Genomic DNA, 23361 nt, shown 5'->3' with positions numbered 1-23361 from the left:
CAAGCCGCGAACGAGGCCACCCCCTTTGGCCGCAAACAGCATTTTGCAGCCCCGGCGCAGGCGGATATGATCGGGCGATGACCTTGCGCGCGGAGCCGGAAGACGGAGCGGACCAGGCCGCTGGCGGCGCGCCGGGCCTTCGCAAGATCATCCATGTCGACATGGACGCCTTCTTCGCCAGCGTGGAGCAGCGCGACGAACCGGACCTGCGCGGGCGGCCGGTGGCCGTGGGCTTTGCCGGCGAGCGGGGGGTGGTGGCGGCCGCCAGCTACGAGGCGCGGGCCTTCGGGGTGCGTTCGGCCATGGCTTCGGCCAAGGCGCTGCGCCTCTGCCCGGAGCTGGTGTTCAGGAAGCCGCGCTTCGAGGTTTACCGCGCGGTGAGCCAGGCGATCCGGGCGATCTTCCTCGATTATACGCCCCATGTGGAGCCGCTTAGCCTTGATGAAGCCTATCTCGACGTGACCGAGGACCGGCGCGGGATCGGTTCGGCCACGCGCATCGCCGAGCTGATCCGCGCGCGGATCAGGGCCGAAACCGGGCTGACCGCCAGCGCCGGGGTTTCCTACAACAAGTTCATCGCCAAGCTGGCGAGCGACCAGAACAAGCCCGATGGCCTGTGCGTGATCCGTCCGGGCGAAGGGGCGCGGTTCGTGGCCGGGCTGCCGGTGAAGCGGTTCCACGGGGTGGGGCCGAAGGGCGCGGAAAAGATGGCGCGGCTGGGCATCCACACCGGCGCCGACCTGCGCGGCCATGACCTGCCGTTCCTGCGCCAGCATTTCGGCAGCCTGGCGGACTATCTCTATCGCGCCGCGCGAGGGATCGACCTCAGGGCCGTGCGCGCCGACCGGCCGCGCAAGTCGATCGGGGGCGAGCGGACCTTTCATCACGACATCTCCTCTGGCCCGGCCCTGCGCGAGACGCTGGACGGGATCGTGGACATCGTGTGGGAGCGGATCGAGCGCGCGCGCGGGCAAGGGCGAACGGTGACGCTAAAGCTGCGGCACAGCGATTTTTCCACCCTGACCCGCGCCCGTTCGCTACCCCGCCCGGTGGCCGACAAGGCCGAATTCGCCGCGCTGGGCCATGGCCTGCTGGCCGACCTGCTGCCCCTGCCCCAGCCGGTGCGGCTGATGGGGCTGACCCTTTCGGCGCTGGTCGGTGAGGAGCCGGAAGCCCCGCCGGTCAGCCCGGAAGCGAAGGCCGGGCAGCTTTCGCTGTGGTGACATGGCCGGGCAGGTCGGCGGCGAGGCGGGCCGAGATCGGCTGGGGCAGGGCATCGAGCGCGAAGAAGGCAGCGGCGACGATCTCGCGCCCATCGGCGCAGGGCGCATCGGCGGTCCAGCCGGCGACGAGGTGAACCTCGTGGCGGCCGGTGAGGGTTTCGCCCGCCCCCTGCCCCGCCAGACCGAGCAGCACCGCCTCGGCCATGTGGCAGGCGGTTTCCTCTCGCACTTCGCGGCGCGCGGCGGCCAGCGCGTCTTCCCCGCGCCCCAGGCCGCCGCCGGGCAGGGTCCAGTGCGGGGCGCCGTAGGAATGGCGGATCAGGAGCAGGCGGTCGGCCGCATCGAACACCAGCACCCGGCAGCCGCGCACCGGCGGGCGCCCGAGCCGTCCGCCCAGCCGCCACCACTGGCGACGCACCGCATGGGCCAGGCGCAGGCCGGCGATGTGGACCGGCGCGGGCAGCAGGCGGATCAGCAAAAGCAGGTGACCGGGACCGGCGGCACGGCATGGGACGCGGCGGCAAGCAGGCGGCCGACCGGGAGATCATGGGCCGCAACGCCATGGGCGCCCGAGGCCGCGGCCTCGAACAGCGCGCGCTTGTCCGCGCCCCGGATCACGAACAGCAGGGCATCGCTGGCGATGAGGGTGGGGATGGTCAGGCTCAGCCGTTCGAAGGGGGCTTCGGGCGGCAGCGGATCGGGCACGATCCGCACGACATGGGCCGGCGCATCGGCGCGCGGATCGGTGTTGGGGAACAGCGAGGCGACATGGCCATCATTGCCCATGCCCAGCCAGGCCAGCGCGAAGCGCGGCGGGACCGCGCCTTGCGCCAGAGGCGCAATCTGCGCGCCCACCGGCTGGAGCAAGGCGCGGATGCGGCCGACATTGCTGGCCGGGTGATCTTCCGCCACGATCCGGTCATCCCCCGGCCAGACGGTGATCCGCTCCCACGGCAGGGGCCGCGCGGCAAGATCGGCCAGGATCGGGAACGGGGTGGTGCCGCCGGGCACGGTGATGGCGATGCCGCCCCGCTCCGGCCCGCCGGCGGCGCGACCAAGCGCGATCAGCAGGCGTTCGGCAATCCAGTCGGCGATGGCCGCATCAGGGGCGGCGTCAATGAGGGTTATGGCCATGGGGGCAATCTATCACCGGACGGGCGGGGGCGGAACGGCGGTGCATTGCTATGCGCCGCGGGTTGCCGGACGATTCAGCGGACCAGCAGCACCGCGCCGATGAGGGCGATCAGGGCGCCGGCCAGCGGCCGGGCGCGGCCGAGGCGGGCGGGCAGCACGGGCGCGAGCCAGGCGAGAACCAGCGCCGCGCCGCTGCCCAGCGCCCCGCCCAGCCCCGCCGGGATCGGCGCGGCGGTGCCCACGGCGAAGGCGAGGACCAGCAGGCGGGCGCTGTCGGTGACCTGCTGCGCGGCGAGGACCAGGAAGGCGGCGAACAGCGAGCGGGTCGGCTCGGCCGGGGGCTTGCCGGGGCCGAGGAGGAGCATCTCGCCGCCGGCCAGCAGCAGGGCGAGGGCGGCGGCGATGGTCCGCAGCGGCGGGGCGAGATCGGCCAGCACGCGCGCCCCGGCCCAGGCGGCGAAGGCGGCGGTGGCGGCGGCGGAGATGAGCGCCACGGCAAGCAGCAGCGGGCGCGGCCCTTGCGCCACGGTCAACCGGGCGAGCAGCACCTGGTCGCGCGCGCCGAGGCTGGCGAGAAGGCAGGCGATCAGGGCGAAGAGGAAGCCGCTCACCGCCCCGGACTAGCAGGCGGGTGAGCGCGAGTCATTTGTTGGGTACGCCCTTGGCATCCGCCAAGGGCTTGCGGCACCGGGCCGCTGGGAAAGGCCGGATGGCCTTTCCTTTCACAGACGAGGAAGCGTGACGCCGCGCTGGCCCATGTATTTGCCGGCGCGATCGGCATAGCTGATCTGGCAGGGTTCGTTGCCCTTGAGGAACAGGAACTGGCAGGCGCCTTCGTTGGCGTAGATCTTGGCGGGCAAGGGCGTGGTGTTGGAGAATTCCAGGGTGACGTGGCCTTCCCATTCCGGTTCGAGCGGGGTGACGTTCACGATGATCCCGCAGCGGGCATAGGTGCTCTTGCCCAGGCAGATCACCAGCACGTCGCGGGGCACGCGGAAATATTCGACCGTGCGGGCCAGTGCGAAGGAATTGGGCGGGATCACGCAGATGTCGGTCTTGCGATCGACGAAGGAATTGCTGGAGAAGTTCTTCGGATCGACCACCGCGCTGTCGACATTGGTGAAGATCTTGAATTCATCGGCCACGCGGGCGTCGTAGCCGTAGGAGGAGAGGCCGTAGGAGATGCAGCCGTCGCGCTGCTGGCGCTCCACGAACGGCTCGATCATGGCGTTGTGGACGGCTTCGTTGCGGATCCAGCGGTCGGAGAGAATCGTCATGGCGCGGTGATTCCCGATGGGGCGGCCGCGGGCAAGGCTGGGCGCGGACTTATCCCCCTGCCCGCACGGCTCAGAGGCGATGGTATTGCCGGTACCACTCCACGAACCGGGGCACGCCGGCCTCGATCGCGGTGGTGGGCTGGTAGCCGAGATCGGCGGCGATCGCCTCGATATCGGCATAGGTGCGCGGCACGTCGCCGGCCTGCATCGGCTGGAGATCGAGCCGCGCGGCGATGCCGGTCGCCTGTTCGAGCAGGCCGATGACCTTCATCAGGTGTTCGCTGCGGTGATTGCCGATGTTGTAGAGCCGGTGGGGCGCCTTGCTGCCGCCGGCCTTTTCCTGGCCATCATCGGGCGGGGCATGATCAAGGCTGGCGAGGACGCCGGCGACGATATCGTCGATATAAGTGAAATCGCGGAACATCTCGCCGTGGTTGAACACCGGCAGCGCCTCGCCGGCATAAAGCTTCTGCGCGAAGATCCAGAGCATCATGTCGGGGCGGCCCCAGGGGCCATAGACGGTGAAGAACCTCAGGCCGGTGAGCGGCAGGCGGTAGAGGTGGGCGTAGGCCTCGCTCATCAGTTCGTCCGCCCGCTTGGTGGCGGCATAGAGCGAGACGGGGTGATCGGCCCGGTCTTCCACTGCGAAGGGCACCTTGCTGTTGCCGCCATAGACCGAGGAGGAGGAGGCATAGACCATGTGGGCCGTGCCGCGCTGGCGGGCGATCTCCAGCAGGTTGACGTGACCCACCAGGTTCGACTGCACATAGGCGTGGGGGTTCTGGATCGAATAGCGCACCCCGGCTTGCGCCGCGAGGTGGACGATCCGTTCAAAGCCATGGGGCGCGAGCGCGGCGACGAGGCCGGCATGATCGGCGATGTCGTGGGCGAGGAAGGTGAAGCGCGCGCCGCCTTCCTCGTGCAGCACGGCAAGGCGCGCCTGCTTGAGCGCGGGCTCGTAATAGTCGTTGCAATTGTCGACGCCGACGACGCTGTCGCCCCGGGCGAGGAGGGCGCGGGCGACGTGGAAGCCGATGAAGCCGGCGGCGCCGGTGACGAGAACCTGCATGAGCGCCCCCTAGCGCAACCGTTTGAGCGAAGGGTTAATCAGATGCCGGCATACCACGCATAGTCGGCCCGGTCCTCCCAGAAGCCGCCCTTCCCGCCATGAAGGCCTGCCAGCGTGGCGCGAGCCTCGATCCGCTGGACGAACTTGGCCTGCTTGTAGCCCAGCTGGCGTTCGACCCGGAGGCGCAGGGGGGCGCCGTGGGCAACCGTGAGCGGCGCGGCGTTCATCGTGTGGGCAAGGATGGTCTGCGGGTGGAAGGCATCCATCAGGTCGATCGATTCGTAATAGGGATCGGCGCCGAACCTGTCGGCGCAGTGGAACACCAGGAAGCGCACGGCGGGGAGCAGGCCGGCGGCCTTGAGCACGTGTCCCAGCTGCGGCCCGGTCCACTGGCCGATGGCGCTCCACCCTTCGACGCAATCATGGCGGGTGATCTGGGTGCGCTGGGGCAGGGACCCGAGCGCTTCGAGCGAGAGATCGAGCGGGCGCAGGACCAGCCCATCGACCCGCAAGTGCCAACGCGCGAAGCCGGTGGCGGCATGGCGCGCCCATTCGGCATTGGCGGCGGCGGTGCGGTTGCCGTTGGCACGGAACTGGGGGGAAAGATCGGCAGCGGTGAATTCCGGCGCCAGCGCCCCGCCGCCGAGCAGGCGCTGGCTGGCGCGGTGGGCATCTTCGGCGCTTTCCAGCAGGCTGCGGAAAGCGGGGGAGCCGCTCAGCCGATCGCACCCCGAAAGCGCCAGCCCCCCGGCCCCAGCGGCACCAAGCGCGAGCAGGCGGCGGCGGGTGAGCGGATCAGCCATGATCGCCCGTTCCAGTGCGATCGGGCGGCAGGCGATACCAGCCGGTGAGCATCGAACGCACCTCGTTGATCGGCCCGGCCAGGACCACCATGACAAGGTGGACCACGACGAACAGGACCAGCCCCAGCGCGGCGAGGAAATGGAGCGAGCGGGCCGACTGGCGCCCCCCGAACAGGTCGAGCAACCCGGGCACGGCCGCGTTCATGGCCGGCGACATGGTGAGGCCGGTAAAAATCGCCAGCGGGATCAGCCCGAACAGGACGCCGCAATAGGCCAGCTTCTGGAGCACGTTGTAGCGCAGGGCCGCGGCGCCGGTGGGAAAGCGCAGGCGGGCATGGGCGGCCACATCGTGCCACAGGTGGCGCGGCGACCATTCGGCGCGGGTGATGTGCAGGTCGCGGCGCAGGTGCCCGTTGGCCAGCGACCACAGCAGGTAAAGCAGCAGGGCCGGAGCGAGCAGCCAGGCGAAGGCCAGGTGCCAGAGGCGCGCATCGGCGAGGCTGTAGGTGGAGGGGATGGTCATCCAGCCGGGGAACGCCTGGGCCTGGACGGCGCCATGGGCATCGGTGGCCGTGCCGATGAGCCCGGAGGTATCAAAGGCATGGGTGCCGATCCGCAGGCTGCCGCGTCCGTTTTCGGCGGTGACCTCGAGCCAGGCCCGGTCGGGATTGGCACCATAGGCGCCCCAGTAGAGCCGGGGGTGGGCGTTGAAGATCATCAGCCCGCTCATCAGCATGATGGTGAGGACGACAAGGTTGGTCCAGTGCCACAGCCGGGTGGAGAGGCGGTGGCGGCGCACGCGATCCCCGCCGCGCGGGGCGGGCGGCGCATCGGGCAAGGCTTCGGCACTCCGGGAAGCGGCGGCTGACTGCACGCGCGATCTCCTCTGGCGCACGGTTTACCGCAAGCGCGGCGCGGCGGCAAATCCGCCCTGCCGGTTGTGGATCGCCCGGCGATGCCTATCTCGCACGCGCGGCGGAGCCTTGGGCGTTCCGCCCCGGAGACCGGCCCCATGAGCGACCCCACCATCGAACTGCGTCCCTTCGGCTCGCTGGGCGCGGCCAATCACGGCTGGCTCGATGCCCACCACCACTTTTCCTTCGCCGACTACCGCGATCCGGCGCGTGACCAGTGGGGCGCGCTCAGGGTGTGGAACGACGATGCCATTGCGCCGAAAAGCGGGTTTCCGCCGCACCCCCACCGCGACATGGAAATCATCACCTATGTGCGGAAAGGCGCGATCTCGCATCGCGACAGCCTGGGCAACGAAGGCCGCACCGGGGCCGGCGACGTCCAGGTGATGAGCGCGGGGACCGGCATCCAGCACGCCGAATTCAACCTGGAGGACGAGGAATGCCGGCTGTTCCAGATCTGGATCCTGCCGGACGCGCGCGGGGCGGCGCCGAGCTGGGGCACGCGCCCCTTCCCCCGGGATGATCGCGCCGGGGCTTTCGTCCCCCTCGCCTCGGGCCTGCCGGGCGACGAGGCTGCGCTGCGGATCAATGCCCGGGCGCGGGTGCTGGGCGCGATGGTGCGTGCCGGCGGCAGCGTGACCCATGCGACCGGGCCGGAGCGGCACCTCTATCTCGTTCCCGCCACCGGCCGGGTGCGGATCGCGGCGACAGAAGGCGGCGCACAGGTCGAGGCCGGCGCGCGCGACGGCGTGGCGATCACCGGGACCGGGGCGATCACGGTGACCGCGCTGGAGGATGCCGAGCTGGTGCTGGTCGACGCCAGCTAGCCCCGCCCAGCTGCATCCTACATCGTGTAGAGCGCGCGCAGCCGGGCGATGTCTCGCGGGGCGAGGCCGATCTCGCGGCGCAGGTAGCCTTCGACCCCGCCCCACCGGTCGGTCATCTCGGCGAAGGCGAAATCGAGGTAGGGCTTGCCTTGCGCGGTCTTGAGCGGCTGGGGCTGGCGGGCGCGCGGATCGTCCTGCATCCGGGCGAAAATCCCCATCGCCGGGTTGGCCGCGACCTGTTCGGGGGTAAGATGGGGCATCTCGAATTCGGGCCGGCGCCAGGCGGTCGACAGGTGATAGTCCGCGACGATGGTGGCGTAGGGGGTGCCCAGCGCCGAGAGGATCACCGCCGAGACGAAGCCGGTGCGATCCTGCCCGGCCGAGCAATTGTAGACCAGCGGACCTTCCTGGCGCAGTAGCCGGGCGAAGATCTGACGCAGGTGCGGGGCCATCAGCCCGGGCAGGCCACGATAGAGCCCATCCGACATCCCGGCCATGGTGACCTTGCCCATGAGCTGGCCCATCGAATAGCCGACCGCGACATAGGGCACGCCATCGATGCGGGTGGGGGCAACCACGCGCTCCTCGTCGGACCGCAGGTCGATCATGTTGGCAAGGCCGAGCCTGGCGATCTGCTGCTGATCGGCCGGGGTCAGCCGGGGCGTGGCGCCCGAGCGGTAGATCAGGCCCCATTTCACGTGCCGCCCGCCGGCCGCCGGATAGCCGCCGATATCGCGGAAGTTGGAGCCGGCCTCGAGCGGCAGCAGGCGTTCGGCCACCCGCGCGACATCGCCGCTGCGGACATCGCGCAGGAGGATGTAGCGGCGGGTGCCGGCGGCCTCGGGCACCAGTGCCCGGCCGTCGCGATCACCCGCCGCGACCAGCCGCGCCGCCTTGACCGGCGCATCGGCGCGATCGGCCACCAGCACGTCGACCGGGCCGGCGGCCTGCCATGAGACCATGACCGTGCCGGCGTCCTGGCGCTGGGCCACGGGATCGGCCGGCGGGGTGGCCCCGGCGGCGGACAGGCCGGCGAACCCGGCCAGCAGGCCGATGGCGAAAACGGACGAAAGGCGGGTGCGGGACATCGGCGCGGTTCCTTGGGCACGCGGGAAGGTGCAAGGCCTAGCGAAGCTTGCACGGCTTGAACAGGCGGCGCGAGGGAGCGGCCGCCAGGCCGACAGCATCGCCGTTGACTTATATAATGGCTTGGTTATATTATAAGGCGAATGAAACAGTGGCTCACCGCCCCGCGGGGTGAGCCGGGCTGGCAGGAGATTGGGCCATGGTTTTCGGTTTCAGCAAGGACGGCGCCCACAGGCAGGTCAGCGCGCAGGAACTGGCGGCCATGCTTGACGCTGGCGAGGCCATGGTGGTCGACGTGCGCGAGGCCGACGAGTTTACCGCCGGGCACATTCCGGGCGCGGTCAACCTGCCGCTCTCGCGCTTCCAGGTGTCGCTCCTGCCCGATCCGCAGGGGCGCCGGCTGGTGCTCAATTGCCTGGGCGGCAAGCGGTCCGGCATGGCGCTGGACCAGTGCTCCACGGCGCAAGTGCTGGTCGATACCCATCTGGCGGGCGGCTTCGGCGCCTGGACCGGCGCCGGCCTGCCGGTCGAACGCTGAGCCGCGCGGCCGGCGCGAACCGGGGCTGGGGCCGGAGCCGCGCCTAAGGCTGGGTCCGACCGGCGGTGCCCGGGCCGAGCAGTTCGATGCGGTTGCCGTCCGGGTCGGTCAGCATGAGCTGGGTGAAGCGCGCCGTGACCAGCGGCTTGCCCGACGCCGGGAAGCCTGCAGCGGCCAGCCGCGCGAGGGTGCCGTCAAAATCGGCCACGCTGACCATCAGGAAGGCGCCGCCGCGCACCATCCGGTGCTGGTCATCGCGCACCATGACCACCATCGGGAGCGGACTGGCGCCCCAAGTGAGCGCGGTTTCATGATCATTGTAGCGCAGGCCCGGCTTCATCCCGAGCGCGCCATAGAAGGCGCTGGTGCGCGCCATGTCGGCCACGGCGATCTTGACCCCGACCATGGTCGGCGCGACGGGCGCGGTTTGCGCCCCGGCCCCGGTGGCGGCCCCGGTCCCTGTGACGGCGATGAGCGCGCAAGCGCCAGCCAGCAGCAATCGTTTCATCCGGCATTCTCCCCTGTGCGACCACCCGACGCGCGATCCGTCGGCGCCGCGCGTGAATATTCGTGGCTCGTGCGCGCCGACTTGTGTCATATCCCGATTCGACGCGGCGCAGGCAAGCGGCGCGAGAACAGAAAAATGACAGGGAGAGCAGCATGGCCGGTCAACCGGACACAGCGGCGCAGAGCGAATGGGCACGCGGCTGGCCCAGCATCCTGGTCGGCATGGCCGGCATGGCACTGACCGGGATCGCGGTCTACTCGATCGGCCAGATCATGGCGCCGATGAGCGCGGAACTGGGCTGGTCGCGCACCCAGATTACCTCGGGCCTGATGGTCTTCGCCATAACCTCGCTGTTCGCCCTGCCCATGGTCGGCCGCCTGGTCGACCGGGTCGGGCCGCGGCGGGTGGCCATGCCCGGAACCGTGCTGATGGGCGCGAGCTTCGCCGCCCTGGGCCTGGTCAATGGCTCGCTGGCCCTGTGGTGGGCGCTGTGGGTGCTGTTCACCCTGGGCTCCGCGGCCGCCAACCCGGTCATCTGGGCGACCATCGTCTCGCGGCTGTTCGTGCGCGGTCGGGGCCTGGCGATCGGGGTGATGATGTGCGGCTCGGCGCTTGGCGCCGCCTGTACCCCGCTACTGACGCGCTGGGCGATCGACGCCTTCGGGTGGCGCCTGGCCTTTGGCGTGGTCGGCATGACCTATTCGCTCATCACCTGCCTGCTGGTCGTCACCTGCGTCGACGGTGCCCCGCCCGCCGCCGAGGGCCAGGCTGCCGGAGCCCATGGCGCGCCCCCTGCCCCGGGCGACGGCCCGGTGCAGTCCGGGCTGACCTTCCAGGAAGCCATGCGCGACAGGTGGGTGATCGCGCTGCTGGCCGGGATCTTCCTGATCATGGTTCTGGTCGTTTCGCTGACCGTGCACATGATCCCGATCCTGGGCGAACGCGGCATTCCCCTGGCCACAGCCGCGCCGATGGCGGCCGGGATCGCCATCGGCTCGATCGTCGGCAAGCTGGCCGTGGGCTGGATCGCCGACCGGACCGCCAGCCGGCTGGTGCCCGCCGCCTGCTTCGCCGTGCCCGGGGCGACCTGCCTGCTGCTGCTGCTGGCGCAGGGGCCGGGGTTGCTGATCCTCGCCGCGATCTTCCTGACCGGACTGGGCGCGGGTTCCTTGCTCCAGCTTTCGGCCTATCTGGTCGCCCGCTATGTCGGGATGCGAAGCTTCGCCCAGGTCTACAGCATCGCCACGGCTCTGCTGGCCCTGACCGGCGGCTTTGGCCCGATGCTGGCCGGCTTCGTCTTCGACGTGGCCGGCAGCTACCGGCCGCTGCTGCTGGCCGGCATTCCCTGGTCGCTGGCGATCGCGGCGGTGATCGCCGCGCTCAAGCCCTACCCCGCCTTCGAAACCCCCACCGCCGAACCGTGCGAGGGCGAACTGCTGCCCGCCGGATAACCGGACGCGGGGCCGGGGCGATGATGGGGGCCGATCGAGCGGAGGGCTGGAGCGGGTGAAGGGAATCGAACCCTCGTCGTAAGCTTGGGAAGCTTCTGCTCTACCATTGAGCTACACCCGCAAGCCCGCAGGAAACCGTGGTTTCGCTGATGGCGTGCGCTGGCGGTTTACAGCAAGGTTTACAAGCTGTCCCGCAGGCGCGCCGCGATTGCCACATTCACGGCGCCCTGGTCAACATAAGTTCTGCGAATTCCGGCGACTTGCTCGGGTGACCAGCCCATGATCCCGGCGGCCTCCTGGTCGGTAAGTTTCGCCAGGGTGATCAGCTTGGTGCAGAATGTGCCGCGCACATCGTGGAGGTGTTTCTTGATCGCCTTTCCCGAATGAGGGTCGATGTGCACGATCTTGGCCTTGTCGCGCACCCGGTTGAAGCTGCCGCCGAAGCCATCTGGCGTCCATGGCAGGCCGAAGCTGTTAACGAGCACGGTCTTTGACTCCTCTTGTCGCAGCCGACTTCGCAGCTCGATGAGAAGCGCGTCCAAGGCAGGCAAGCGGGGAATGACTACCTTGCCCGCAAGGCTCCGCGCGCGCTGGCCGGCCCCCGCAAAAAAGAGGGGCGGGAGGCCATGCGACCTCCCGCCCCAGTCAGGGTGGAACTATCCCGAACCGATCAGAAGTGAACGGTCGCGTCGATCCCGAAGGTGCGCGGGGCGTTGAAGTTGGCATAGTCGCCCAGGATGCCGCTGTAGCTCAGCGAACCATCGGCGCTCAGCGTCGGCGAAGAGTTCGACGCATCGCGGCGGTAGATGTGCTGTTCGTTGAACAGGTTGCGACCCCAGGCCGAGATCGTCACCAGGTTGCTGCCCGACCCCATCGGAATATCGACCAGCGCCAGGCGGCCGTTGACCACGAAGCTGCCATCGACCTTGGTCGCCTGGTTCTGGAAGGAATAGGCGCTGCTGGCGTAGTTGGCATCCACGTGGAAGCGCAGGCGGGCGCCGGCGCCGCCAAGCGGCAGGTCATAGTCGACATAGCCCGAGGCCGCGTTCTTCGGGGTGAACACCACGAAGACCTGGGTCGGGGCATTGGCGAAGAAGGGGTTCGGCGTCAGCGGGATCTTCGCGTCGGTATAGGCATAGGACAGGCCCATGGTCAGGTTCTCGACCGGACGGGCGGTCAGCTCTGCTTCCAGCCCGCGGATCTTCGAAACGCCCGGAGCGTTGCGGGTTTCCTCGGTGTGGAGGCCCAGCGTCGGGCTGCCGATGACCGTGTCGACATTGTCGAAATCGATCTGGGTGCCGGTGCGGTCCATCGCATAGGCGGCCAGGTTCAGGCGCAGCTTGCGATCGAGCAGGTCAAGCTTGGCGCCGACTTCGTAGGCCTTGACCGATTCCGGATTGAAGGCGGTGAAGGTCGACGAACGCGAGTTGGCGCCGCCGGCACGGTAGCCGGTCGAGTACTTGGCGTAGAGGTTGACCCCGTCGGCCGCATCCACCGCCAGGGTGACCATCGGATCGAAGCGGCCATTGCTGAAGGTGAACGGGAAGTTGGCGACCTTGCCCTGCACGAAGGTAAGCGCGCCGCGGCGCTTGTCCTTGGTGTAGCGCCCGCCCACGGTGATGTGGAGCGGATCGATCGGGGTCCAGGTGGCCTGGGCGAAGGCGGCATAGGAGTGCGCGGTGGCGTTGCTGTCGCGCTGGCGCGACCAGTTGGCCGGATCCCAGTTGAGCGCGTTGTTGATGGTATAGGCCGTGCCGGTCGCGTTCCAGGTGTTGGTCTGCGGGGTAGCGGCATATTCGCGCACGTTTTCGGTGAAGTAGTAGAGGCCCACCGCATAGTCGATGTCGGTCAGGTGCCCGACGGCCTGGAGCTCCTGGCTGAACTGGCGCTGGCGCAGGTACGACAGGCTGTAGCGGCTGAAGGTGGCATTGGGGCCGAAGGTGGAACGATGCGCGCCGCCCGAATTGTCCCACTGCCAGGTGGTGACGCCGCGCCAGCCGGTGATCGAGCGCAGTTCAAGGTCGGGCGAGACCTTGTACTTGGCGGTGATCGAGGTGCCGTCGGTATCGTCAGTGCTGGGCTGCTGCGGCACGCCGATCTCGGCCGCCGACTGGCGGGTGCCGCCGACAGTGACAATCGAGGAAAGCGGACGGATGCAGGGGTTGGTGGTGACCTTGTTGACCACCACGTTGCAGGCCGTGTTGTTATAGGTCAGCGTCGAGCCGACGAAGCTGCCGACGTTGTACTTGTTGGGGTTGTAGCTCACCAGCTGGCTGTAGAACGGGGTGTTCTCGTCGCGGCCGCGATCGTAGGCGACATCGATCGACAGGCCGTCGACCGGCTTCCACAGCGCGCTGACGCGGCCACCCTTGCTGTTCTTGTAGTTCCAGCCGAACTGGCCGGACAGCGGGTTGGAGACCGTTGCGCCCTGGTGCTGGATCACGCCATCGAGCTTGAAGGCGATGTTGTAGATCGCCGGGAAGTCGATGTGCACTTCGCCATTGTAGGCGCCATAATTGCCCACGCCCGCGGTAACCCGGCCGCCAAATTCGCCGGTGGGCGCCTTGGTCACGATCGAGAGCGCGCCGCCTTCGGTGTTGCGGCCGAACAGGGTCCCCTGGGGACCGCGCAGCACTTCAAGGCGCTGCACGTCGAGGAGGGCGGCGTTCAAGCCCTGCGAGCGGCCGAGATAGATGCCATCGACATAGACGCCGACACCGCCATCGCGGGCGGTCTGGTTCTGGTCGAAGGGGACGATGCCGCGGATGCCGACGACCAGCGCCGACTGGCGGGCTTCAAAGGTAGCGACGCGCAGCGAAGGCACCACGCCATCGGCCATATCGATCAGGCTCTGCACGTGGCGATCCTTGATCGCCTCGGGGGCGAGGACCGAGATGGCGATCGGGGTCTTCTGGAGGTTGGTCTCGCGCTTGGTCGCGGTGACGACGATCTCGGTCAGGCGCGAGGCATCGCCTTCGACGGCGGATTCGACCGGAGCGGCGGGCGCTTCCTCGGCGAAGGCGGGGGCGGCGATCCAGGCGCTGGCAAGCGCGAGGAGCGAGGCGGAAAACTTGATGGACGTGTGCATGGTGTTCCCTTCCGGGGAGGCTTTCGTTCCGGCACGCGGGGGGACAAACCCTCATGGTCGATTCGGCAGCGCCGGAACCCCCTTGGCCACGGCCCGGCTAGGCCTCCCGCGTTGCAGTTCGTGGACAGTTCGATGACCGCAATATGACACGCGGCCCGCACGCCGGGCGGGCGGTGCGCCTGTCAAAAAACCGTCATGAGTTCGTCATGCGGGGGCTGCATCACCGTCGCAGTGTCCACATTCATGCAGCCCCCCATGAGCGATCACCCTGCTGTCGCCTCGCACCAGCCCCAGATGACACCTCAACCGGCGCCCCAGCTGGCGCAGACGCCTGAGTCCAATCTGGCCGGGCGGCTGCGGCATGGCGAGCTGACCATCGATCCGGTGGCCTTCGCCGCGCGCTTCCGCGGCCAGGTCCTGGCGCTGCGGCCCAACGAGTTTCGCCTGCTCGCCCATTTCGTCGCCAATCCCGACCGGGTGTTCAGCCGCACGGCCCTGATCGACAGCCTCGGCAAGGACAGCGGCCTCATCGACGAGCGGACGGTCGACGTTTGGACCGGCCGCCTGCGCCGGGCCTTGCGCGAACAGGGCGTGCCCGATCCGCTGCGGACCGTGCGCTCGCGCGGCTACGTGCTCGACAGCATCCACGACGACCGGGCCGAATAGGCCTGTCGCACGCGGCCGGCGCGGCCTATGGCGGCACCATGCCTGACGGATCGCCAGCCTCGCGGCTCATCCTCCTCAACAAGCCGTATGGCGTGCTTTCGCAATTCAGCGACCAGGCCGGCGACGGCGCGCGCGCGACCCTGTCGGGCTTGGTGGCGGTGCCGGGCGTCTATCCCGCCGGACGGCTCGACCGTGACAGCGAGGGACTGCTCCTCCTGACCGACGATGGCCGGCTCCAGGCGCGCATCGCCGATCCCCGCTTCAAGCTGCCCAAGACCTACCTGGTCCAGGTGGAAGGCGAGCCGGAAGCCACCGCGCTGGAGCAGTTGCGCCGGGGTGTGACCCTGGCCGACGGCCCGACCCGGCCGGCCGAGGTGCGCCGGATCGATCCGCCCGCGCTGTGGCCGCGCGATCCGCCGGTGCGCTTCCGCAAGACCGTGCCCGATTGCTGGCTGGAACTGACCATCCGCGAAGGACGCAACCGCCAGGTGCGCCGGATGACCGCCGCCGTGGGCCACCCGACGCTCAGGCTGGTGCGCTGGCGGATCGGGGAATGGACGCTGGCCGGGCTGGGGCCGGGCGAATGGCGCGAGGTCGCGGTCGAATCGCCGGGCCAGCCGGAGGGCCAGTCGCGCGGCCAGTCGCGCAGTCAGTCACGCAGTGAGGCACGGGGCCAGCGGACGGCAAGCGTTTACAAGCGGCACCCGGGTGCTAGGTAAGGCGCCATGTCCACCGGCGACCGCCCGGGGCCGACCCGGCCCGTGCAAACCAACATCGCGTTTCTCGCGAACGATATCGGGCGCCTTTATCGCAAGCGGTTCGACACCACCGCCCGCGCGCTCGGGGTGACCGGCCCGCAATGGCGGGTGCTGGCCGCGCTCAACTTCTGCCCGGGGATCACCCAGGCGGCCCTGGCCGGCCTGCTCGACGTCGAGGCGATCACGGTGGGCCGGATGATCGACCGACTCCAGAAATCCGGCATGGTCGAGCGCCGCCCCGCCCCGGCCGACCGCCGCGCCTGGCTGCTCTACATCACCCCGGCGGCCGAAAGCCTGCTGGTCGAATTGCAGAAGATGGCCGAGGCGCTGATGGCCGAGACCCTCTCGAACTTCGCGCCCGAGGAATTCCAGCAACTGGTCGGCCTGCTCAATCGCCTGCGCGACAACCTGGTGCCCGAGGCCGTGCCGGCCTAGAATTTGGTCCACTGACGAGGAGGCGGCAACTGTTTCAGTCTGACTGAAACAGAAATCAACCGCCGGCGCGTTCGCGCACGAAGCCGTGCATCCCGTGCCACCATTGCAGCGCGATGACCACGCCCTTGGCCGGCTGGAGCAGGCCCAGCATCATGGCGATCGCGCTTGGGAAGAGAACCGCGGCCAGCCCCAGCGGGCCAAGCGCGGCATCGGTGGCCAGCGCGATCATGATCGGGGCCAGCAGGTGCCCGGTAACGATGATCGCGATATAGGCGGGAAAATCATCGGCCCGTTGCAGGCTCCAGTCCATGTCGCAGGCCGCGCAGCGATCGACCGGCTTGAGCCAGCGGCGAAACAGGCCCGGCGCACCACAGCGCGGGCAGGTGCAGCGCAGGCCGCGCGCCATGGCCGCGCCGAAGCCGCTGGGAAGCGCGCCGGCGGTTGCCGGCGGCGGGGCGGACGCACGCTGCGAGGTCGATTCGGCCATGACGGCCAGCCCTCGGCCCCGGGGCATCGCGCGTCAAGCCCCGCCCGCCCCCCGGCAACCGGCCCGCGCTACTGGCCGGATGCCGACGATCCGCCCTCGTGCCGGGCGCGCGGCGGCGCCTGGCTGCGCTTCAGGCGGACCGCCGCCTCGTTGAGCCTGGCCCGGTCATTGCCGATCCGTCGGATGAGGTCGTTCGCCTCGGCCGTGGTCAGCCCGTGCTTGCGGGCAAAATAGCGCAATTCGTAGCCCCGGTCGGTCGCGGCGCGGTTCCTTGCCGAAGGCGCGCGCTTGCCTGGATCGTCTGCCATCACTGTCTCCGCGGGTGCCCGGGCGCGGTGACCCGAAGCCACCGTGCCCACCCTCTCGCCACGTCCAACGTTGGCGCGCCGCGGGAAGTTCCCAGGCGGGGCGATCCGCGGCCTGGCGCCACCTTGCCCCGCCCCTGCCGCCGCCCTATGGCGCAAGGCGGGCGCCAAGGGGCGGTGGCTGGAGATGGGGCAATGCGGGGCTTGCCGGCGATGGCCGATGCGGACGGGGTGCAGAACGAAAGCGATCCTGTCGGAACCCTGCGCCGGGCGACCCTGGCCACCTTGCTGCTGCTGGTCTCCACCGCGCTGGGTGCGCTGCTGATCTTCCCCAGCCCGCGCTATCCCGGAAACCTCCTGTATCTGACCGAACTGTGCGCCCGCCGCCAGGACATCCCGGTAGCGCTTGGCCTGGCCGGACTGTTCGTCGCCTCGGGCCTGCTGCGCGCGCACCCACCCGCCGCGCGAGCCATGGCCGAGGCCAGCGGGCGGCGCGTGGCGATCCTGGTTGCCGGCCTGGTTCTGGGTGCCTGGGCGATCCGGGTGCTGGTGTTGTTCGATCACGATTTCACCCGCGACGAACAGATGGCCAGCTTCGACGCGGCGATCTACGGCGCCGGCCACCTGTTCTGGCGCCTGCCCGAGGCCGTGCGCCCGCTGTACGCCCCGCTGAACGACCTGTTCCTGTTCCCGGTGCCCGATCATTCGGCCTGGGTGTCGAATTACCTGCCGGTCAACGCGGCGATCCGCGCCATGCTGGGCAAGGTTATCCCCCCTGCGCTGGTTTCACCCTTGCTCACCGGCATGGCCGGGCTGCTCCTGTGGCGCGTGGCCCGGCGGATCTGGCCGGACGACCGGGCCACGCAAGCGGTGGTCCTGCTGTGTCTGGCCGGCTCCTCGCAGGTCGTTCTGACCGGCACGGCGACCTTCGCGATGACCACGCATCTCGCGCTCAACCTGCTGTGGCTGGCCTGCTTCCTGCGCGGCACGCGCGCCGGCCACGCCGGGGCGATGATCACCGGCCTGCTGGCCACCGGCATCCACCAGCCGGTATTCCACCCCCTGTTCGTCCTGCCCTTTCTCGACCTCTTGCACCGCCGGCGGCAATGGCGCCTGCTGGCGGGCTACATCGCGGCCTATGCGGCGATCGGCGCCTTCTGGCTGGCCTGGCCGCACTGGATCACCGCCGCGATCGCGTCCGGCCCCGGCCCCGGCGCGCTCGCCGGCCCGACCGGGCTGGTCGACCGGCTGTTCGCCCTGGTGGCCATCGCGCCCAACCTCGATGCGCTGTGGGTCATGGCGGGCAATCTCCTGCGCTTCTGCACCTGGCAGCACGCGCTGCTCGTGCCGCTGGCGCTGGTCGGCGCGCGCAAGCTGGCCGGGACCGACGATCTCGCCCGGGCGCTGGCCGGGGGCGTGGTGCTGACCGTGGCAGCGATGACCATCCTCCTGCCCCCCCAGGGCCACGGCTGGGGCTATCGCTACCTCCACGGACTGATCGGATCGTGCTGCCTGCTGGCCGGATATGGCTGGCGCTGGCTGGCCGCGCGCGGAGCCGCGCCGGTGCGGGCCTTTCAGGCGGCGACCCTGGTTTCGCTGGTGGTGCTCCTGCCGCTGCACGCGCTGATGGTGCGCGGCTTCATCGCCCCCTTCGCCGAGGCGCGCCAGGCGGTGGCGCGCACCGATGCCGATTTCGTGGTGTTCGAGAGCGGGCGCATCCCGTTCGATCACAATTTCGTGTCCAACCGGCCCGACCTCGGCAACCGGCCGCTGGTCCTGGCGGGTGACGTGATCACCCCGGATGGACTGGCCGCCCTGTGCCCGCGCCACAGCCTGGCCTTTGCCGATGCCAGTGAATTCGCCGAACTTTCGCGCTATTATGAGGATCCGCCCCGGATCGGGCCGGGGCCGGCCCAGATCGCGCTGCGCCGGGCGGCAACGAAGGCCGGCTGCCGCATCGTCCCCTTCGGCCGGGCCGATTGACGCGCGGGCAACCGCCGGGAAGGCTGCGCCAGGTGCTGATCCGCAATGCCGAACTGGAAGGATATGCCGGCAACCCATGGCGGGGCGGCGGGCAACTGGCCGACGTGCGGCTGGCCGGCGGGCGCATCGCCGCGATCGGGCGGCTGGACCCCGCCGACGGTGAGCGGGTGATCGATGCGGCGGGCGGCGCGCTGCTGCCGGGGCTGCACGATCACCACTGCCATCTCTTCGCCCTGGCCGCCGCGCGCACCTCGGTATTCTGCGGGCCGCCCGAGGTGGACGGGGCCGAAGCGCTGGCCCGCCGCCTCGCGCAAGCCCCCGGCTCCGGCTGGCTGCGCGGGACCGGCTATCACGAAAGCGTGGCGGGCGATCTTGGCCCCGACTGGCTCGACCGCGCCTGGCTCGATGCCCACGGCCCCGACCGGCCGATCCGCGTGCAGCATCGCGGCGGGCGGCGCTGGATCGTCAACTCTGCCGCGCTCGATCTCCTGCTGGCCGGCGGTGCCTCGCCACCGCCCCGGCTCGACCGCGCGCGAGGCCACATCGACGATGGCGACGAATGGCTGCGCGCCCGGCTGACGGGCCAGTTCCCCGATCTTGCCCCGGCCAGCGCCGACCTTGCCCGGCTGGGCCTGACCGGCCTGACCGAGATGACCCCCTCCAACGATGCCGCCGCGCTAGCCTGTCTCGCCGCCCAGCAGGACAGCGGCGCGCTGCGCCAGCGGCTGGTCCTGGCCGGGCGGGCGGATCTTCCCGCCAGCGCCGATCCGCGCCTGCGCGTGCGCTACACCAAGCTGCACCTCCACGATGCCCGCCTGCCCGACTATGAGGCAACCGTGGGCCTTGTCGCCGCCAGCCATGCGGCGGGGCGCCCGGTCGCCGTCCACTGCGTGACCCTGGCCGAGCTGGTCTTCGCGCTGGCCGCGCTGCGCGAAGCCGGGCCGCTCGCCGGCGACCGGATCGAACACGCCTCGATCGCGCCCGATGAACAGGTGGCCGAAATCGCCGCGCTGGGCCTGATCGTCGTCACCCAGCCCCATTTCATCGCCGAGCGCGGCGATGCCTATCTCGCCGCAGTCGATCCGGCCGACCGACCCTGGCTCTATCGCGCCGCCGCCTTCCTGAACGCCGGGGTGCCGCTGGCGGCGGGCAGCGATGCCCCGTTCGGCCGGCCCGACCCCTGGGCGGCGATGGCCGCCGCCGTTTCGCGCCAAACCCTGGCCGGGCAGGTCATCGGCGCCAGCGAGGCGCTGTCGCCCGAAGCGGCGCTGGCCCTGTTCCTGGGCCACGGCGAGGCGCCCGAACGCCAGCGAACCGTGGCCCCCGGCGCCCCGGCCGACCTGTGCCTGCTTGATCGCGGCTGGGCCAAGGCCCGCGAGAGCCTTGGCGCCGGGCTGGTGCGGATGACCGTGGGCGCGGGCGCGGTGTGGTTCGAGCGGAAGGTCGCAAACGGGTCAGATCATGGTCATGGAAGTGTAACAAACCCGTCATAGTGGCCAGCCCACGAGACAAGGCCACGGAGCTTACCACGATGCGAATGACTGCCTGCCTGGCGCTGACCACCGCCGCCGCCGCCTTGGCCACGGCCACCCCGGCCCTTGCCGACGATACCCAGGCCTGGGGCACGGTCACGCTCAATGCCGGGCTTGGCGGCCCGCTCAAGGCATCGAGCGAGACGGTCCTGCGGACCAGCGACGCTAAGGGCTTCTACGAGGTCGAGCAGAACCTGATGCTCGGCTACAAGGCCAACAAGCACGTGACCTACTGGCTCGGCTACACGCTCGATCCCCAGTACACCCACGGCAACCTCACCATCACGGAGCACCGCTTCCGCCAGCAGGTCAGCTTCGACAACATCGCCAAGATCGGTCCGGTCAACGTCAATGCCCGGCTGCGGCTGGAAGAGCGCTGGCGCGATGGCCTGGCCGGCACCGGCTGGCGACTGCGCCCCTATGTGAAGCTGTCGCTGCCGATCCACGGCAAGACCAACCTCAACCTCACCCACGAAAGCTTCATCAACCTCAACACCACCGGTTTCCAGAAGGTGTCGGGCTACGATCGCTGGCGGACCGGGGTTTCGATCAGCACCCCTGTGGCCAAGAACATCTCGGTTGACCTGGGCTATCTCAACCAGCACGGCTTCGTGCGGAGCGGGCCGGATACCGACGATCACGTGGCGACCCTGGGCCTGACCGCCAGCTTCTGAAAAGTCCGACCCTTACCAATCGGTAATGCGCCCTTCACGCTGCCGGGGCACCGGCAGCGCTAAGGCTGCAAGCGACGATCCGGCAGACCCCGACCTACCAGCCCCAGGTTCCAATCCGCCGGATCGTCACCCTTTCCCCCGCATCCTCCTCGCAATTGCCGGTTGACGCCGTCGGCGCACAGGCCTTTCCTTGCCCCCGGACCTGCCGGTAGCGAGGCCATGGCATGACGGACGGACACCACGGGACGGCCACGGTGAAGGATCCCGTCTGCGGGATGACCGTGGATCCCGCCCGCTCGCCCCACCGCGCGGTCGTTGCGGGCGTGGACTACCATTTCTGCAGCGCGGGCTGCGCGGCGAAGTTCACCGCCGACCCCCAGCGCTATCTCGCCCCGCCCGATGCCCCGGCGCCGGCCCCACCGCCACCGGACGGCGCGATCTGGACCTGCCCGATGCACCCCGAGGTGCGCCAGGCCGGCCCCGGCGCCTGCCCGATCTGCGGCATGGCGCTCGAACCGCTCGAACCCGCGCTGAATGAAGCGCCCAATCCCGAACTGGCCGACATGACCCGCCGTTTCGCGGTCAGCGCGGTCCTGGCCCTGCCGCTACTGGTGCTGACCATGGCGGCCGACCTCGCGGGCCTGCATCTCCTGCCGATGGCCGTCGCGCCCTGGGCCGAACTGGCCCTGGCCACGCCGGTGGTGCTGTGGGGCGCGGCGCCCTTCTTCCAGCGCGGCGCGGCCTCGCTTCGCAGCGGGCACCTGAATATGTTCACCCTGATCTCGCTGGGGGTGGGCGTGGCCTATGGCTACAGCCTGGTCGCGGTCCTGCGGCCCGGCGCCTTTCCCGCCCAGTTCCGCACCATGGGCGGGATGGTGCCGGTCTATTTCGAGGCGGCGGCGGTGATCGTGGCGCTGGTCCTGCTGGGCCAGGTTCTGGAACTGCGCGCCCGCTCGGCCACCGGCCGGGCGATCCGCGCCCTGCTGGGCCTTGCCCCGAAGACCGCCCGGCTGGTCCGCGTCGACGGCAGCGAGGCCGACATCGCGCTGGACCAGGTCCAGCCCGGCCAGACCCTGCGGGTGCGCCCGGGCGAGAAGGTGCCGGTCGACGGCACGGTGACCGCGGGCCACAGCGCGGTCGACGAGGCGATGATCTCGGGCGAACCGGTCCCGGTGGAAAAGCACCCCGGCAGCCCGGTCACCGGAGCCACGGTCAACGGCGCCGGCGCGCTGCTGATGCGGGCCGAGCGGGTTGGCCGCGATACCATACTGGCGCAGATCGTGCGGATGGTGGCGCAGGCCCAGCGCTCGCGTGCGCCGATCCAGGCCATCGCTGATCGGGTTTCGGGCTGGTTCGTGCCGGCGGTGGTCGGCGTGGCCCTGCTCACCTTCCTCGCCTGGGCGCTGCTCGGGCCGCAGCCGCGGCTGGTCCATGCCCTGGTCAATGCGGTCGCCGTGCTGATCATCGCCTGCCCCTGCGCGCTGGGCCTGGCCACGCCGATGGCGATCATGGTCGGCACCGGCCGGGGGGCGGGCGCGGGTGTGCTGTTCCGCGATGCCCAGGGACTGGAAACCATGGAGCGGATCGACACCCTGGTGATCGACAAGACCGGCACCCTCACGCTCGGCAAGCCCCGGCTGGTGGGCGTGGCGGCGCTGCCCGGCTTTGCCGAGGACGATCTGCTGGCACTGGCCGCCGCGCTCGAACGGGCCAGCGAGCATCCGCTGGCTGCTGCGATCGTCGGCGGAGCACAGGCGCGCGGGCTGGCCCTCGCCAGGGCCGACGGTTTCCGCGCGCACCCCGGCCTTGGGGTCAGCGGCACGGTGGGCGGGCGCGCCGTCGCGCTCGGCAATGTGGCGCTGATGCGGCAGGCCGGGGCCGATCCGGCGCCGCTGGACTCCGCCGCCGAGGCCCGGCGGCATGGCGGCGAGGGGATCATGCTGGTGGCGGTCGATGGCCGCCTCGCCGGGCTGGTCGCCGTGGCCGATCCGGTCAAGCCCGGCGCGGCCGAGGCGCTTGCCGCCCTGCGCGCGGAAGGGCTGCGCGTGGTCATGCTCACCGGCGACAGCCGGGCCACGGCCGAGGCCGTGGCCCGGCAGATCGGCGGGATCGACGAGGTCCGCGCCGAGGTCCTGCCCGAAGCCAAGCAGGCGGTGATCACGGCCCTGCGCGCAGCTGGCGCGCGGGTGGCCATGGCCGGCGACGGGATCAACGATGCCCCCGCGCTGGCTGCCGCCGATGTCGGCCTCGCCATGGGCACGGGCACCGATGTTGCCATGGAAAGCGCGGGCATCACCCTGGTCGGCGGCGATCTGGCCGGGATTGTGCGCGCCCGCCGGCTGAGCCGCGCGGTGATGCGGACCGTGCGCCAGAACCTGTTCTTTTCCTTCGTGTTCAACTCGGCCGGCATCCCGCTCGCGGCCGGCGCGCTCTATCCGCTGTTCGGCCTGCTGCTCAGCCCGGTGATCGCAGGGGCGGCCATGGCCTTCAGCTCGGTGGCGGTGATCGGCAATTCGCTGCGCCTGCGCGCGGTGAGGCTCTAGGGTCCGGACTCAATTGGCCCACCAGATGATGGCGGCGACGATGAGGACAGCGGATAGGAA

Annotated in this window: 23 protein-coding genes, 1 tRNA gene and 1 pseudogene; 11 read left to right on the top strand and 14 right to left on the bottom strand. The window is 70.2% G+C overall.

Annotated features, from left to right (window positions below; all coding sequences use genetic code 11):
• Window positions 1–77: 77 nt before the first annotated feature.
• The gene (gene dinB, locus ACFOD9_RS13745; RefSeq protein ID WP_379510699.1) at window positions 78–1223 is read left to right on the top strand and encodes a DNA polymerase IV; all 1146 of its coding nucleotides are present in this window, start codon (window positions 78–80) and stop codon (window positions 1221–1223) included.
• On the opposite strand, the gene ACFOD9_RS13740 is transcribed toward dinB, so the two are convergent.
• The 7 genes from ACFOD9_RS13740 to ACFOD9_RS13710 form a co-directional block, all read right to left on the bottom strand.
• Window positions 1183–1701, bottom strand: coding sequence for an NUDIX domain-containing protein (locus ACFOD9_RS13740; RefSeq protein WP_379510698.1), 519 nt, complete (start codon window positions 1699–1701; stop codon window positions 1183–1185). The two genes, dinB and ACFOD9_RS13740, sit on opposite strands and share 41 nt — an antisense overlap.
• Window positions 1695–2357 (bottom strand): 6-phosphogluconolactonase, encoded by a 663-nt coding sequence (locus ACFOD9_RS13735; RefSeq protein ID WP_379510697.1) that lies wholly within the window; start codon window positions 2355–2357, stop codon window positions 1695–1697. The genes ACFOD9_RS13740 and ACFOD9_RS13735 overlap by 7 nt, the downstream gene beginning before the upstream one ends.
• A gap of 74 nt (window positions 2358–2431) precedes the next feature.
• Window positions 2432–2968, bottom strand: coding sequence for a hypothetical protein (locus ACFOD9_RS13730; RefSeq protein ID WP_379510696.1), 537 nt, complete (start codon window positions 2966–2968; stop codon window positions 2432–2434).
• A 111-nt stretch (window positions 2969–3079) separates the two neighbouring features.
• Window positions 3080–3634: a dCTP deaminase gene (gene dcd / locus ACFOD9_RS13725; protein WP_379510695.1), complete on the bottom strand. Its 555-nt coding sequence runs from the start codon at window positions 3632–3634 to the stop codon at window positions 3080–3082.
• Between the two features lie 70 nt (window positions 3635–3704).
• Window positions 3705–4703, bottom strand: coding sequence for an SDR family NAD(P)-dependent oxidoreductase (locus ACFOD9_RS13720; protein WP_379510694.1), 999 nt, complete (start codon window positions 4701–4703; stop codon window positions 3705–3707).
• A 38-nt stretch (window positions 4704–4741) separates the two neighbouring features.
• Complete coding sequence (locus tag ACFOD9_RS13715; protein WP_379510693.1) at window positions 4742–5506, bottom strand: molybdopterin-dependent oxidoreductase; 765 nt, start codon at window positions 5504–5506, stop codon at window positions 4742–4744.
• Window positions 5499–6380 carry a cytochrome b/b6 domain-containing protein gene (locus tag ACFOD9_RS13710; protein ID WP_379510692.1) on the bottom strand — a complete coding sequence of 294 codons (882 nt, stop codon included), beginning with the start codon at window positions 6378–6380 and terminating at the stop codon, window positions 5499–5501. The genes ACFOD9_RS13715 and ACFOD9_RS13710 overlap by 8 nt, the downstream gene beginning before the upstream one ends.
• Window positions 6381–6518: 138 nt before the next feature.
• Here ACFOD9_RS13710 and ACFOD9_RS13705 point away from each other — a divergent pair, with 138 nt between their 5' ends.
• A complete protein-coding gene (locus ACFOD9_RS13705) occupies window positions 6519–7247 on the top strand; it encodes a pirin family protein (protein ID WP_379510691.1) in 729 nt (242 codons plus the stop codon).
• Window positions 7248–7264: 17 nt separating this feature from the next.
• On the opposite strand, the gene ACFOD9_RS13700 is transcribed toward ACFOD9_RS13705, so the two are convergent.
• The gene (locus ACFOD9_RS13700) at window positions 7265–8335 is read right to left on the bottom strand and encodes a tyrosine-protein phosphatase (RefSeq protein WP_379510690.1); all 1071 of its coding nucleotides are present in this window, start codon (window positions 8333–8335) and stop codon (window positions 7265–7267) included.
• Between the two features lie 197 nt (window positions 8336–8532).
• Between ACFOD9_RS13700 and ACFOD9_RS13695 the strand changes: the two genes are divergently transcribed.
• Entirely contained in the window at window positions 8533–8871 is a 339-nt protein-coding gene (locus tag ACFOD9_RS13695) for a rhodanese-like domain-containing protein (RefSeq protein WP_379510689.1), read from the top strand.
• A 43-nt stretch (window positions 8872–8914) separates the two neighbouring features.
• On the opposite strand, the gene ACFOD9_RS13690 is transcribed toward ACFOD9_RS13695, so the two are convergent.
• Entirely contained in the window at window positions 8915–9379 is a 465-nt protein-coding gene (locus tag ACFOD9_RS13690) for a VOC family protein (protein ID WP_379510688.1), read from the bottom strand.
• Between the two features lie 152 nt (window positions 9380–9531).
• Between ACFOD9_RS13690 and ACFOD9_RS13685 the strand changes: the two genes are divergently transcribed.
• Window positions 9532–10830, top strand: a complete 1299-nt coding sequence (locus ACFOD9_RS13685; protein WP_379510687.1) for an MFS transporter — start codon at window positions 9532–9534, stop codon at window positions 10828–10830.
• A gap of 47 nt (window positions 10831–10877) precedes the next feature.
• On the opposite strand, the gene ACFOD9_RS13680 is transcribed toward ACFOD9_RS13685, so the two are convergent.
• From ACFOD9_RS13680 to ACFOD9_RS13670, 3 genes are all read right to left on the bottom strand, one after another.
• Window positions 10878–10951, bottom strand: a tRNA-Gly gene (locus tag ACFOD9_RS13680).
• Between the two features lie 58 nt (window positions 10952–11009).
• The gene (locus tag ACFOD9_RS13675; RefSeq protein WP_379510686.1) at window positions 11010–11372 is read right to left on the bottom strand and encodes a hypothetical protein; all 363 of its coding nucleotides are present in this window, start codon (window positions 11370–11372) and stop codon (window positions 11010–11012) included.
• A gap of 128 nt (window positions 11373–11500) precedes the next feature.
• Entirely contained in the window at window positions 11501–13918 is a 2418-nt protein-coding gene (locus ACFOD9_RS13670) for a TonB-dependent receptor (protein WP_379510685.1), read from the bottom strand.
• A 255-nt stretch (window positions 13919–14173) separates the two neighbouring features.
• On the opposite strand from ACFOD9_RS13670, the gene ACFOD9_RS13665 reads away from it, so the two are divergent.
• The 3 genes and pseudogenes from ACFOD9_RS13665 to ACFOD9_RS13655 all read left to right on the top strand — a co-directional run bounded on the left by ACFOD9_RS13665 (window position 14174) and on the right by ACFOD9_RS13655 (window position 15777).
• Entirely contained in the window at window positions 14174–14584 is a 411-nt protein-coding gene (locus tag ACFOD9_RS13665; RefSeq protein WP_379510684.1) for a winged helix-turn-helix domain-containing protein, read from the top strand.
• A gap of 38 nt (window positions 14585–14622) precedes the next feature.
• Window positions 14623–15183: pseudogene (locus ACFOD9_RS13660) on the top strand (pseudouridine synthase); the annotation flags it as partial.
• A gap of 126 nt (window positions 15184–15309) precedes the next feature.
• Window positions 15310–15777: a MarR family winged helix-turn-helix transcriptional regulator gene (locus tag ACFOD9_RS13655; RefSeq protein WP_379510683.1), complete on the top strand. Its 468-nt coding sequence runs from the start codon at window positions 15310–15312 to the stop codon at window positions 15775–15777.
• 55 nt (window positions 15778–15832) lie between these two features.
• On the opposite strand, the gene ACFOD9_RS13650 is transcribed toward ACFOD9_RS13655, so the two are convergent.
• Together ACFOD9_RS13650 and ACFOD9_RS13645 are read right to left on the bottom strand one after the other, a co-directional pair.
• On the bottom strand, window positions 15833–16264 hold the full coding sequence (locus ACFOD9_RS13650) for a DUF983 domain-containing protein (RefSeq protein WP_379510682.1): 432 nt from the start codon (window positions 16262–16264) through the stop codon (window positions 15833–15835).
• Window positions 16265–16332: 68 nt separating this feature from the next.
• Window positions 16333–16572, bottom strand: coding sequence for a DUF3606 domain-containing protein (locus tag ACFOD9_RS13645; protein ID WP_379510681.1), 240 nt, complete (start codon window positions 16570–16572; stop codon window positions 16333–16335).
• A gap of 192 nt (window positions 16573–16764) precedes the next feature.
• On the opposite strand from ACFOD9_RS13645, the gene ACFOD9_RS13640 reads away from it, so the two are divergent.
• The 4 genes from ACFOD9_RS13640 (at window position 16765) to ACFOD9_RS13625 (ending at window position 23301) form a co-directional block, all read left to right on the top strand.
• Window positions 16765–18552 (top strand): hypothetical protein, encoded by a 1788-nt coding sequence (locus tag ACFOD9_RS13640; protein ID WP_379510680.1) that lies wholly within the window; start codon window positions 16765–16767, stop codon window positions 18550–18552.
• A gap of 32 nt (window positions 18553–18584) precedes the next feature.
• Window positions 18585–20045 carry an amidohydrolase family protein gene (locus ACFOD9_RS13635; RefSeq protein ID WP_379510679.1) on the top strand — a complete coding sequence of 487 codons (1461 nt, stop codon included), beginning with the start codon at window positions 18585–18587 and terminating at the stop codon, window positions 20043–20045.
• A 38-nt stretch (window positions 20046–20083) separates the two neighbouring features.
• Window positions 20084–20758 carry a DUF2490 domain-containing protein gene (locus ACFOD9_RS13630; protein ID WP_379510678.1) on the top strand — a complete coding sequence of 225 codons (675 nt, stop codon included), beginning with the start codon at window positions 20084–20086 and terminating at the stop codon, window positions 20756–20758.
• Window positions 20759–20982: 224 nt separating this feature from the next.
• The gene (locus tag ACFOD9_RS13625) at window positions 20983–23301 is read left to right on the top strand and encodes a heavy metal translocating P-type ATPase (protein WP_379510677.1); all 2319 of its coding nucleotides are present in this window, start codon (window positions 20983–20985) and stop codon (window positions 23299–23301) included.
• The last annotated feature ends 60 nt before the right edge of the window (window positions 23302–23361 follow it).

The organism is Novosphingobium bradum, assembly GCF_042646485.1.
In the GTDB taxonomy this organism is placed as follows: domain Bacteria; phylum Pseudomonadota; class Alphaproteobacteria; order Sphingomonadales; family Sphingomonadaceae; genus Novosphingobium; species Novosphingobium bradum.
Note: the sequence above shows the minus strand (reverse complement) of the source record. Positions and strands in the feature narration are given on the sequence as shown.

Excerpts from the sequence above, each read along its gene's own strand:
- ACFOD9_RS13640 (WP_379510680.1), top strand. The coding sequence starts at position 16,765 with ATGCGGGGCTTGCCGGCGATGGCCGATGCGGACGGGGTGCAGAACGAA.
- ACFOD9_RS13630 (WP_379510678.1), top strand. The coding sequence starts at position 20,084 with ATGCGAATGACTGCCTGCCTGGCGCTGACCACCGCCGCCGCCGCCTTG.
- dcd (WP_379510695.1), bottom strand. The coding sequence starts at position 3,634 with ATGACGATTCTCTCCGACCGCTGGATCCGCAACGAAGCCGTCCACAAC.
- ACFOD9_RS13650 (WP_379510682.1), bottom strand. The coding sequence starts at position 16,264 with ATGGCCGAATCGACCTCGCAGCGTGCGTCCGCCCCGCCGCCGGCAACC.
- ACFOD9_RS13695 (WP_379510689.1), top strand. The coding sequence starts at position 8,533 with ATGGTTTTCGGTTTCAGCAAGGACGGCGCCCACAGGCAGGTCAGCGCG.
- ACFOD9_RS13705 (WP_379510691.1), top strand. The coding sequence starts at position 6,519 with ATGAGCGACCCCACCATCGAACTGCGTCCCTTCGGCTCGCTGGGCGCG.
- ACFOD9_RS13665 (WP_379510684.1), top strand. The coding sequence starts at position 14,174 with ATGAGCGATCACCCTGCTGTCGCCTCGCACCAGCCCCAGATGACACCT.
- ACFOD9_RS13690 (WP_379510688.1), bottom strand. The coding sequence starts at position 9,379 with ATGAAACGATTGCTGCTGGCTGGCGCTTGCGCGCTCATCGCCGTCACA.
- ACFOD9_RS13670 (WP_379510685.1), bottom strand. The coding sequence starts at position 13,918 with ATGCACACGTCCATCAAGTTTTCCGCCTCGCTCCTCGCGCTTGCCAGC.
- ACFOD9_RS13655 (WP_379510683.1), top strand. The coding sequence starts at position 15,310 with ATGTCCACCGGCGACCGCCCGGGGCCGACCCGGCCCGTGCAAACCAAC.
- ACFOD9_RS13720 (WP_379510694.1), bottom strand. The coding sequence starts at position 4,703 with ATGCAGGTTCTCGTCACCGGCGCCGCCGGCTTCATCGGCTTCCACGTC.
- ACFOD9_RS13685 (WP_379510687.1), top strand. The coding sequence starts at position 9,532 with ATGGCCGGTCAACCGGACACAGCGGCGCAGAGCGAATGGGCACGCGGC.
- ACFOD9_RS13645 (WP_379510681.1), bottom strand. The coding sequence starts at position 16,572 with ATGGCAGACGATCCAGGCAAGCGCGCGCCTTCGGCAAGGAACCGCGCC.
- ACFOD9_RS13700 (WP_379510690.1), bottom strand. The coding sequence starts at position 8,335 with ATGTCCCGCACCCGCCTTTCGTCCGTTTTCGCCATCGGCCTGCTGGCC.
- ACFOD9_RS13625 (WP_379510677.1), top strand. The coding sequence starts at position 20,983 with ATGACGGACGGACACCACGGGACGGCCACGGTGAAGGATCCCGTCTGC.
- ACFOD9_RS13735 (WP_379510697.1), bottom strand. The coding sequence starts at position 2,357 with ATGGCCATAACCCTCATTGACGCCGCCCCTGATGCGGCCATCGCCGAC.
- ACFOD9_RS13715 (WP_379510693.1), bottom strand. The coding sequence starts at position 5,506 with ATGGCTGATCCGCTCACCCGCCGCCGCCTGCTCGCGCTTGGTGCCGCT.
- dinB (WP_379510699.1), top strand. The coding sequence starts at position 78 with ATGACCTTGCGCGCGGAGCCGGAAGACGGAGCGGACCAGGCCGCTGGC.